The organism is Actinomadura roseirufa (assembly GCF_900659635.1).
Lineage (GTDB): Bacteria > Actinomycetota > Actinomycetes > Streptosporangiales > Streptosporangiaceae > Spirillospora > Spirillospora roseirufa.
The window spans coordinates 1-10,357 of record NZ_CAACVB010000260.1 but is presented as its reverse complement, the minus strand read 5'-3'; the positions used below and the strand labels follow the sequence as shown (position 1 = coordinate 10,357).

Annotated in this window: 11 protein-coding genes; 4 read left to right on the top strand and 7 right to left on the bottom strand. The window is 75.8% G+C overall.

Annotated features, from left to right (window positions below):
* Positions 1-221: 221 nt before the first annotated feature.
* From E1291_RS34050 to E1291_RS34040, 3 genes are read left to right on the top strand one after another with little or no spacing between them, the layout of a single operon-like run.
* Positions 222-1,496 (top strand): sensor histidine kinase, encoded by a 1,275-nt coding sequence (locus tag E1291_RS34050; RefSeq protein WP_165495422.1) that lies wholly within the window; start codon positions 222-224, stop codon positions 1,494-1,496.
* Positions 1,484-2,128, top strand: a complete 645-nt coding sequence (locus tag E1291_RS34045; protein WP_131742182.1) for a response regulator transcription factor — start codon at positions 1,484-1,486, stop codon at positions 2,126-2,128. Before E1291_RS34050 ends, E1291_RS34045 begins: the two co-directional genes overlap by 13 nt.
* Positions 2,129-2,178: 50 nt before the next feature.
* Positions 2,179-2,937: a DUF4097 family beta strand repeat-containing protein gene (locus E1291_RS34040; protein WP_131742181.1), complete on the top strand. Its 759-nt coding sequence runs from the start codon at positions 2,179-2,181 to the stop codon at positions 2,935-2,937.
* A 63-nt stretch (positions 2,938-3,000) separates the two neighbouring features.
* Here the strand turns inward: E1291_RS34040 and E1291_RS34035 are convergent, their stop codons facing one another.
* The 7 genes from E1291_RS34035 to E1291_RS34005 all read right to left on the bottom strand — a co-directional run bounded on the left by E1291_RS34035 (position 3,001) and on the right by E1291_RS34005 (position 9,956).
* Complete coding sequence (locus E1291_RS34035) at positions 3,001-3,999, bottom strand: NAD(P)H-dependent flavin oxidoreductase (RefSeq protein ID WP_207401083.1); 999 nt, start codon at positions 3,997-3,999, stop codon at positions 3,001-3,003.
* Entirely contained in the window at positions 3,996-5,606 is a 1,611-nt protein-coding gene (locus E1291_RS34030) for an AMP-binding protein (protein ID WP_131742180.1), read from the bottom strand. Before E1291_RS34030 ends, E1291_RS34035 begins: the two co-directional genes overlap by 4 nt.
* The gene (locus E1291_RS34025) at positions 5,603-6,511 is read right to left on the bottom strand and encodes an enoyl-CoA hydratase/isomerase family protein (protein ID WP_242614549.1); all 909 of its coding nucleotides are present in this window, start codon (positions 6,509-6,511) and stop codon (positions 5,603-5,605) included. Before E1291_RS34025 ends, E1291_RS34030 begins: the two co-directional genes overlap by 4 nt.
* Before the next feature lie 2 nt (positions 6,512-6,513).
* A complete protein-coding gene (locus E1291_RS34020) occupies positions 6,514-7,701 on the bottom strand; it encodes a CaiB/BaiF CoA transferase family protein (protein WP_131742179.1) in 1,188 nt (395 codons plus the stop codon).
* Positions 7,698-8,432, bottom strand: coding sequence for an enoyl-CoA hydratase/isomerase family protein (locus E1291_RS34015; protein WP_131742178.1), 735 nt, complete (start codon positions 8,430-8,432; stop codon positions 7,698-7,700). Before E1291_RS34015 ends, E1291_RS34020 begins: the two co-directional genes overlap by 4 nt.
* Positions 8,425-9,369, bottom strand: coding sequence for a hydroxymethylglutaryl-CoA lyase (locus tag E1291_RS34010; RefSeq protein ID WP_131742177.1), 945 nt, complete (start codon positions 9,367-9,369; stop codon positions 8,425-8,427). Before E1291_RS34010 ends, E1291_RS34015 begins: the two co-directional genes overlap by 8 nt.
* Before the next feature lie 95 nt (positions 9,370-9,464).
* Positions 9,465-9,956 carry a MarR family winged helix-turn-helix transcriptional regulator gene (locus E1291_RS34005; RefSeq protein WP_131742176.1) on the bottom strand — a complete coding sequence of 164 codons (492 nt, stop codon included), beginning with the start codon at positions 9,954-9,956 and terminating at the stop codon, positions 9,465-9,467.
* A gap of 186 nt (positions 9,957-10,142) precedes the next feature.
* Here E1291_RS34005 and E1291_RS34000 point away from each other — a divergent pair.
* Positions 10,143-10,357: aldehyde dehydrogenase family protein (locus E1291_RS34000; protein ID WP_131742175.1), on the top strand; the 215-nt coding region annotated here is incomplete at its 3' end.

Here is a 10,357-nt window from a genome sequence, read left to right as displayed (position 1 = left end):
CGCCCGGCCGGGCGGGCGGCCGGGCGGCGGGCGGACGGTCCGGCGGGGGGCGGCCGCGTCCGCAGGGGGGACGAACCGGGGTGCCACATGAGCGATGATTGCCGACCGGCCCCGGCCGCGTCGGTAGCCCTGGCTTCCGACTTGGGGTGCACAAAGTTGCACCCCGGATCCGGATGCTGCGGCCATGGTCCGGCCGGTCCCGGGGACCTTACGGTGGTGCCATGGCGGGGATGACGACGGGGCGCGCCGCCGCGCGACGGGCGCGGCACGCGTTCACCCAGTCGACGTTCCTCAGCACCGGCACCGCGATCGGCCTGGCCACCGCGGCCGCGCTGGCGAGCCCGCTGTGCATCGTGCTCGCGCTCTCGGTGACCGCCGTGCGGCCGGGCCCGTTCACCGCCCTCACCGCCGACATCACGGCCTACTTCACCGGGGTCCAGCGCACCCGGCACCGGGTCTTCTTCGACCTGGCGCTCGCGCCGTTCCCGCCCGACCCCGGCGGGGCCCCGCCCGGCGGGGCGCCCGGGGCGCGGGCGCTGACCCGGCCGGTGTGGCGGCAGATCGGCTACCACCTGCTGTCCTTACTGATCTGCGCGGCGGGGTTCGCGCTCATGCTGCCGCTGCTGATGGCGGGGCTCGTCCTGGCCACGCTGCCGGTGACGGTGTGGGCGCTGCACGCCGAGCCGGTCCCGGGCGCGCGGCCGGACGCGCCGGCCGCCGTGCTCGGCGGCGCCGCCGGCGGGCTGCTGTGCCTGCTCGCCGTTCCGCTGGTGACGCACGGCGCGGCCTGGCTCGACGTCCGCTCGGCCAAGGCGCTGCTGCAGCCGTCGCACTCCGACCGGCTGGCCGCGCTCGGCCGCCGGGTGGAGGAGCTGGCGGCCGGCCGGTCCGCCGCCGTCGAGGCGTCCGACCGGGAGCGCCGCCGCATCGAGCGCGACCTGCACGACGGCGCGCAGCAGAGCCTGGTGGCGCTGGCGATGAACCTCGGCATGATCCGGATGTCGCTGCCGGAGGAGACGCAGGACTCGGTCCGGCAGGCCGTCCGGGAGGCGCACGACGACGCCAAGCGGGCGCTGGCCGAGCTGCGCGACCTCGTGCGCGGGCTGCACCCCGCCGTCCTGGACGAGCTGGGCCTGGACGCGGCGCTGTCGGGGATCGCGGCCCGCTCGCCCGTCCCGGTCACCCTGCGCACCGACCTGCCGCACCGCCCGCCGCGGCCGGTCGAGGCGATCGCCTACTTCGTGGTCTCCGAGGCGCTGGCCAACGTCGCCAAGCACGCGCGGGCGCGCCGGGTCGTGGTCTCCGTCGGGCACCACGACGACCCGCACCGGCTGAGCATCGCGGTCGCCGACGACGGCCGCGGCGGCGCCGTCGCGGACGGCGGCGGGCTCAGCGGCCTGCGCGACCGGGTGCGCACCGTGGACGGCACGATGCTCATCGACAGCCCCGCCGGGGGCCCGACCGTCCTGTCCGTGGAGCTGCCATGCGCGTCGTGATCGCCGAGGACTCGGTCCTGCTCCGCGAGGGGCTGGTCCGCATGCTGGAGCGCGGCGGGTTCGAGCCGGTGGCCGCCGTCGGCGACGCCGACGCGCTGCTCGCCGCCGTGGAGGAGCACCGGCCCGACCTCGCGCTGCTGGACGTCCGGATGCCGCCGACGCACACCAGCGAGGGCCTGCGCGCGGCGCTCGACCTGCGCGGCCGCCACCCCGAGGTGGCCGTGCTGGTGCTCTCCCAGTACGTGGAGGAGCGCTACGCGCGCCGCCTCCTCACCGGCGACACCCGCGGCGTCGGCTACCTGCTCAAGGACCGCGTCGCCGACGTCGAGGAGTTCCTCGACACACTGCGCCGGATCGCCGCGGGCGGCACGGCGCTCGACCCGGACGTGGTCTCCCAGCTGCTCATCCGGCAGGACCACGGCCCGCTGGACGCCCTCACCCCACGCGAGCTGGACGTGCTGACGCAGATGGCCGAGGGGCGCTCCAACTCGGGCATCGCGGGCGCGCTCACCGTCAGCGAGAGCGCGGTCGCCAAGCACGTGAACAGCATCTTCACCAAGCTCGGCCTCGCCTCGTCCGACAACCAGGACAACCGCCGCGTGCTCGCGGTGCTGCAGTTCCTCGACGCCTGACGGCGCGAGGTGATCGGTCCCCTCCCCCAGAAGCGGCAGGAGTTCCGGAGATGGCAAAGATCCACGAAGGAGTCCCCGAAGGGCGCCGGCCGTCCGCCGACCGGCAGCGCGTGACCTGGACGGCGGCCGGCGCGGCGCTGATCGTGCTCGCCGGCGCGGGGCTGGCGGCGTGCGGGCGGGACTGGCCGGACCACTGGCAGTCCCAGCAGAAGACCGAGCGGCAGACGTTCCAGCACGCCGTCGGCGCGCTGGCGCTCGACTTGTCCACCGGCGACATCGAGCTGAACCCCGGCGGGCCGGGGCGCCTGGACGTCCAGCGCCGGATCCGCTGGTCCGGGTCGCCGCCGAGCTTCCAGGAACGCTGGGACGGCGACACCTTCCACGTCGGCGACCACTGCCCCGGCGACACCGAGTGCTCGATCACCTACGCGATCTCGCTGCCGCCCGGGATCCCGGTCACCGCGCACACCCGCGCGGGCGACGTCACCGTCCGGAACCTGTCCGGCACGCTCGCGCTGGACAGCACCGCCGGGAACATCACCGGCACCGGGCTGGCCGGGGCGCGGCTCACCGCCACCACGCGGGCCGGCGACGTGCGCCTCGGCTTCGCCCGGCCGCCCGCCCGGGTCGAGGCCGTCTCCACCGCGGGCGAGGTGGCGGTGGACGTGCCGCGCGGGCAGAGCTACCTCGTCCAGACGAGCGCCAAGGAGGGCGGCGCCACCGTCCAGGTCCCGCAGGCGCCCGACAGCGGCCACGTGATCATCGCGCGGAGCCAGGCGGGCGACGTGCAGGTCGGCCTCAGCGACTGACCGCGACGCCCGCCGGGCCGCCGACCACCGGGCCGCCGACCACCGCGACGCCGACCACCGGGGTCACGGCCGCGGGACCGGCTCCGCGCGCTCCACCGCGGGCAGTCCCCCGGCCGCGGCGGCGTACTCCTCGGCCAGCCGCCGGACGATCTCCGCCGCGGGAAGGATCGCGTCGACCAGGCCGGCCGACTGGCCCGCCTCGACCTTGCCCTGGGCGACGTCGCCCTCCCGGGCGGCCAGCCGCAGGCTCGACCCGGCGAACGCGGCGCGCCGCGCGGCCAGGTCGGCGCCGGAGCGCTCCAGCTCCCCCATCCGCTCGGCGAACGCGTTGGCCAGCAGCCGGATCGTCCCGAGGTCGCGGCCGACGGTGCGGGTGTCGCCGACGCCCGCCGCGAGGACGGCCTCCTTGTAGGCCGGGTGCAGGTTCGACTCGGCGCTGGCGATGAACCGGGTACCGAACTGCGCCGCGCCCGCGCCGAGCGCCAGGGCGGCGGCCAGCCCCGCCCCGTCCGCGAAGCCGCCGGAGGCGACGATCGGCGCCGCCGGCGCCAGCCGGGCCACCGCCCGGACCATGACGAGCGTGGACACCAGCCCCGGCGGCGGGTGGCCGCCCGCCTCCGCGCCGACCACGACGAGGCCGTCGACGCCGGCGTCCAGCGCCTTGGCCGCGTGTTCCTCGCTCGCCACGACGTGCAGGCACACCGTCCCGGCGTCCTGGAAGCGCCGCAGGTAGCGCCGGGGGCCGCCCTGCGAGGCGATGAGCACCGGGATCCGCCGGGCGCACAGCACGTCCATGACCTCGTCCGCGCCCTTGCGGTACAGGGGCAGGTTCACCGCGTACGGCCGGCCGGTGCCCGCCTCGACCTCGTCGATGGCGCGTTCCAGGTCGGGGATCCGCATCGGCCCGGCGGCGATCACGCCGAGGCCGCCCGCGGCCGACACCGCGAGCGGCAGCGCCGAGCACGACGACGCCCACGACATGCCCGCCTGGACGATCGGCAGGTCGATCCCGAGCAGCCGGGTGACGGGGGTGACGATCCGCGTCACGGCGTCCCCAGTCACGGCGTCTCCGCCGTGTCCAGCAGCCGCCGCGCGTGCTCGGCCAAGTGCCGCTTCGGCACCTTGGAGCTGGCCGTCATGCCGATCTCCTCGAAGCCCGCGACCACGCGCAGGTGGCGCGGCACCTTGAAGCGGGCCAGCCGCTCGCCGGCCCACCCGAGGAGCTCCTCCGGCTCGGCCCGGCAGCCCTCGGCGAGCACGACGAAGGCGAAGGGCACCTCCATCAGCCGGGCGTCGGGCACCCCGACCACCGCGGCCTGCCGGATCTTCGGGTGCCGGTGCAGCACGTCCTCGACCTCGGCGGGGGCGACGTTCTCGCCGCCGACGCGGATGAGGTCCTTGGCACGGCCGGCGAACTCCAGCCGCCCGTCGGGACCGAGCCGGCCGAGGTCGCCGGTGGACAGCCAGCCGTCCGGGGACAGCGCCTGCGCCGTCTCCTCCGGCATGCCGAAGTAGCCGCGCATGACGTTCCAGCCGCGGACGAGGATCTCGCCCGTCTCCCCGGCGGGCAGGTCCCGCCCGTCGGGGGCGCGCACACGCACCTCCACCCCGGGCTCGGGCAGCATGCGGCCCGCGACCCGCACGTCCTCCGGCTCCCACCAGGCCGACTGCGCCACGTTGGGGGACGCCTCCGACAGCCCGTACCCGACGACGCACTCGGCCGCGCCGAGCTCGTCGACGATCCGCCGGACGACCGCGGGCGACGCCGCGGCCCACGCGCCGCGCAGCCGCAGACGCCGCCGGGGACGGTCGGGGTGGTCCAGCAGCATCAGCGCGATCGTGTCGTTGCCGGAGAAGTGCGTGCAGCGCTCGGCCTCCATCAGCCGCAGCGCCTCCCCGGCCTCGAACCGGTCCATCGTCACGAGCGTGGCGGTGTGCTGGAGGCAGGCCAGCACGGACAGCGTGCTGCCCGCGGCGTGGAAGAACGGCCGCGCGCTGTGAAACCGGTCGCCGGCGCGCAGCCCGAGCCGCGCCCCGGAGAAGAACGCGTCCGCGCACATGGACCGGTGGGTCAGCAGCACGCCCTTGGGATAGGACGTGGTGCCCGAGGTGTACTGGATCAGCAGGACGTCGTCCGGGTCGGAGCACGGCTCCACCGGCGGCGCCGGGTCGGCGAGGAACGCCGTCCAGGACCGGGCCGCCGTGGGGACGTCCGAGCCGAGGACCACCACGTCCCGCAGGTCGGGCAGCGCCGGGTCGGGCAGGGCCGCGTCCACGCCGGGGCAGATCTCCCGCAGCATGGCGATGAAGTCGATGTTCAGGAACCGGTCGGCGGTGAACAGCAGCGTCGCCCGGGACTGCCGGAGCACGTAGCCGATCTCCTCGGCGCGGAGCCGGGTGTTGACCGGCACCGTCACGGCGCCGAGCGAGCCTATGGCGACGAAGAGCACGACCCACCGCGGCCCGTTGCCGAGGCAGACCGCGACGTGGTCGCCCCGGCCCACCCCGGCGGCGGCGAGCGCGGCGCGGATCGCGGCGACCTCGGCGTCCAGCTCGGCGTAGGTGATGTCGCCCTGCCGGGAGACGACGGCCTGGAGGTCGCCGCCGACGGCGGCGGCCCGGCGCAGCGCGGAGTCGGCGGTCAGCGGGCACACCTCGGCGAGGTTCATCGGGCCGCTCCGTTCCCCGGCTCGGCCCCGCCGCGCCCGGCGCCGCCGGCGAAGGCGTCCACGCCCGCGCGCCAGCCGCCGTCGGCGAGGCAGCGCTCGATCGCCGCCATCTCGATCCTGATCCCGGTGGCGAGGTCGGTCTCGGCGCCGAGGTCGATCGCCTGCTTGGTCAGCGCCATCGCCGTGCCCGGCGCCCGCGCGATCGTCTCGGCGAGGCGCTCCCCGGCCGCGGCCAGCTCGGCGGCGGGGACGATCCGGGCGACCAGCCCGGCCGCCATGGCCTCCTCGGCGCCCATGATCCGGGCGGTGAAGAGCAGTTCCTTGGCGCGGCGCCGGCCGATGACGCGCTGCAGCCGCTGCGTCGCGCCGACGGTGCCCCAGTGCGGCTCGGGGAAGCGGAACGTCGCGTCGCCGGCGGCCACGATGAAGTCGCAGGACATGGCGATCTCACCGCCGGACCCCACCACGGCGCCCCGCACGAGGGCGACCACGGGCTTGGCGCAGCGCTCGATCGCCTCGTAGGCGGCGAAGGAGGCCAGCCGGCGCGAGCGCACCCAGGACTCGTCGCGGCCCTTGCGCTCGCGGAGGTCGGCGCCCGCGCAGAAGGCGGGGCCGTTCGCGCGCAGCAGCACGGCGCGGACGCCGCCGTCGGCGTCCAGCCGGGCGAAGGTCTCGCGCAGCCGGTGGCACATCGCGAGGTTCAGCGCGTTGCGGGCGGCCGGCCGGTTCAGCACGACGTGGGCGACGGCGCCGTCCCGGTGGACCAGCACGGGCTCCTCGTCCGCGGCGGAACCGGGCACGGCGGGATCGGATGCGGTGCGCTCGGATGTGGTGCGCTCGGACACGACGGGATCGGGGGTCGGGCCGGGGGGCGCCGGGGCGCCGGGCGCGGTGGGGTCGGGCACGGCTAGATCGTCCCTTCGTCGCGGAGCAGGGCGAGCTCCGCCTCGTCCAGTCCCAGCAGGTCGGTGAGCACGGCGTCGGTGTCGGCGCCGAGCAGCGGCGGCGCGGCGGGCTCGGGCGGGTCGGCCCCGTCCAGCCGCAGGGGGGTGCGCAGGGCGGGGAACCGGCCCTCGGCGGGGTGGTCGAAGTGGCCGACCATGCGCCGCGCGGCGATGTGCGGGTCGGTGAGCGCCTCGCGGACCGAGTTCACCTCCCCGGCGGGCACCCCGGCCGCGCGCAGCGCCTCGGCGAGGGCGTCCCGCGGCCATCCGGCGATGGCGCCGCCGAGCGCCGCCGTCACCCGCTCCCGGTGGGCGAGCCGCCCGGCGTTGGCGGCCAGCTCGGGGTCGTCCGCCAGCGCGTCCAGGCCGAGGACCGCGCACAGCGGGCGCCAGTGCGCGTCGCTGCCGCTGATGTGCAGCCACCGCCCGTCCGCGCACTCGAACGCGGCCGACGGCACCCGCCCCGGATGCTCGGTGCCGGTGCGCGCCGGGTCCTCGTCGAGCGCGAACAGCCGCGCCGCGGCCACCGCGAGCAGGCTCACCTGGACGTCCATCATCGCCAGGTCGACGTGCGAGCCGAGGCCCGTGGCGCCGCGGCCGGCGAGCCCGGCCAGCGCGGCGACGGCGATCCACAGCCCCGAGGTCAGGTCGGCGACGGGCACGCCCGCCTTGGCGGGCGGGGTCCCCGGATGCCCGGTGAGGTGCATGACGCCGGACAGGGCCTGGAAGACGGTGTCGTAGCCCTTGCGCGCGGAGTAGGGCCCCGACCGGCCGAAGCCGGTGCTGGACACGTAGACGAGCCGCGGGTTCTCCTTCGCCAGGTCCGTGTAGCCGAGCCCCCACCGGTCCATCGCGCCGGGCAGGAAGTTCTCCACGACGACGTCGGCGTCGTGGGCCAGCCCGCGCGCGATCTCCTGGCCGCGCCCGGTGGACAGGTCGAGCGTCACCGACCGCTTGCCGCGGTTGAAGGCGAAGAAGTAGGCGCTCTCGCCGCCGGGCAGCCGGGGCTCGAATGCGCGGGACTCGTCGCCGCCGCCCGGCCGCTCGATCTTGATGACCTCGGCGCCCAGCTCGGCGAGGATCTGGGTGGCCATCGGACCGGCGAGGACCCGCGAGAAGTCCACCACCCGGACGCCCTCCAGCGGTCTCATGCCCCCGCCTCCCGGAACCCCCGCATGATCGTGTTGACGTCCCCGCCGGCCCGCATCGCCTCCTCGAAGGGAAGGTCGGCGACCCGGTGGAACAGGCCCTTGGCCGCGGTCATGGCCCGCGGGTCCACCTCGGCCCAGCCCGCGGCGATCTCCAGGGCCGCCGCCAGCTCCGTCCCGGTCTCGACGACCCGGTTGGCGATGCCCAGCCGGTCCAGCTCCGCCGCGTCCAGTACCCGGCCGGTGCTGACCAGCTCGAAGGCGAGCTTGCGGCCGAAGTGGCGCTGGAGCCCGGTCATCACGATGGCGGGCACGAGCGAGTGCCGCAGCTCGGGGTAGCCGAGCCGCGTGTCGGCGGCGGCGACCACCATGTCGCAGCCGAGGACGAGCCCGGCCCCGCCGCCCATCGCGTGCCCGCGCACCGCGGCCACGACCGGTTTGGTCAGCCGCTGCGGCAGCATCTGGGTGCGCATCGTCAGCTCCGCCCGGCGGGTGACCGCGTCCTGGTCGGCGGGCGTCAGCAGGGCGAACTCCTTCACGTCCGCGCCGGCGCAGAACGCCCGGCCCGCGCCGGTCAGCACGACCGCCCGGACGGCGGGGTCGGCGTCGGCCGCCCGCAGCCCCGCCAGCAGGGCCGCGGTCAGCTCGGTGTTCAGCGCGTTGAGCTTGTCCGGCCGGTTCATCCGCAGCACCCGGACCGCGCCGTGGTCCTCGGTGAGCAGCGGCTCAGGCATTCTGGAACTCCTTCCGGCCGGCCGGGCCGAACCCGGCGCGGGCGACCATGCTGTACAGCCGGCGGCCGAGCGCCTCCTCGCACCGCCGCGAGGCGGCCATGACCAGGTCCAGGTCGAGGCCGGTGCCGACGCCCTCGGACTCCAGCAGGTTCACCAGGTCCTCGGTGCAGACGTTGCCCGTCAGGCCCTCGCCGTACTGGATCCGCGCGGGGTGGCCGCCCACCCCGCCGAAGGAGCTGTCGAAGTCGCGGCAGCCGGCCTCCAGCGCCGCGACGCAGTTGGCCAGCCCGGAGCCGCGGGTGTTGTGGAAGTGGGCGACGACGGGGACGCCGGCCCGGGTCCGCTCGACGCGCCGGAACATGTCCTTGACGGTGCTCGGCGTGGCCAGGCCGGTCGTGTCCCCGAGCGTCACCATGTCCACGCCGAGGTCGGCGAACCGGGCGACGTCCTCGGTCACCACCTCCGGGTCCACCCGGCCCTCGAACGGGCATCCGAACGCCACCGACACGACGCCGACCAGCCGGAACCGGCCGGCGGCGAGCCGGACCATCTCGGCGACGGCCGTCCACTGGCGCTCGCGGGTCGTCCGCATGTTGCGCTCGGTGTGCGACTCGGTCGCCGAGACCAGCAGGCTCAGCTCGGTCGCGCCGTGCCCGGCGTCCAGGTCGGCGAGCGCGCGCTGGACGGCGCGCGGGTTCGGGCACGTCGCCTTGTAGGCGACGCCCTCGGTCCGGGTGAGCCCGGCCAGCACCTCACCGGCGTCGCGGAAGGCCGGGACCCGGGCCGGGTTGCTGTAGCTCGTCGCCTCGACGCGGCGGAACCCGGCCGCGGCGAACGCCTCGATCAGGCCGATCTTCACCTCCGCCGGGACGTCGGCCTCCTCGTGCTGCAGTCCGTCGCGGGCGAAGCATTCGCAGATCGTGACTCGGTCGGTCATGCGCGGCCGCCTCCTGATGTGTGTCGCCCCACGGGTCGTCACCGCAGGAATACAGGGACGCTGTTGATGATGTCAACAGTCGGGGTGCCGTCGCGTCAGTGCTCGGCCCGCTCCAGGGCCCTTCCCACGGCGGCCAGCTTGCGCAAGGCTGAATCGAGAACTTCCTGTTCAAGTGGGGTGAGACAGGCGAGAAACGCATCATTGCGGTCATTGGCGGCGGAGATGAGCCCCCGGTACAGCGACTTGCCGCCGCGGGTCAGCGACAGTTGCGTGCTGCGGCCGGGGCCCGGCTCGCGCTCCACCAGGCCGCGCTCGGTCAGCTTGGTGACCACCCGGCTCATCTGGGCCTTGTCCAGGCCCGCGAGCCGGGCGAGCTGGTTGACCGTCTGCGGCTCGTCCGCCCCGAGCAGCGCGACCGTCCGCCATTCGTGCAGGCTGACGCCGAATTCGCGGCGGTACCGGAGCGCGGCACTGCGGGACAGGGCGTTGGCCACCCGGTGGAGCCGGTAGGACAGCAGCTCCCGGATCGGCAGCGGCTCGGTCGCCTCCGCCGCCGGATCCGCGGAGCGAGCGGGATGAGCGTTCATGCGCACCACTGTAAAGCCGGCGATGGATCCCCGGAAGGGTGTTGACAAATACAACACTGGGTTCTCAGACTGCTGACCAGCACCGACCACGGTGGGTGCACCGCGGAAGGCAGCACACAGAGGGCAGCCCCGCAGAAGGCAGCACCGCAAGAGGCAGCACCGCAAGAGACGAGGAGGGCCGCGTCCATGCCCGTAGCACCGTCCACCGCCACCCTGCTGATCGACGGGGAGTGGCGCGCGGGGTCCGCCGCCTTCGAGGTCGTGGATCCGGCGACGCTCGAGGTCGTCGCGCGAGCCGCCGACGCCGGGCCGCGGGAGGCCCTCGCGGCGCTGGACGCGGCCTGCGCGGCCTTCCCCTCCTGGCGGGAGACGGCCGCCGAGGAGCGCGCCGCCGGGCTGCG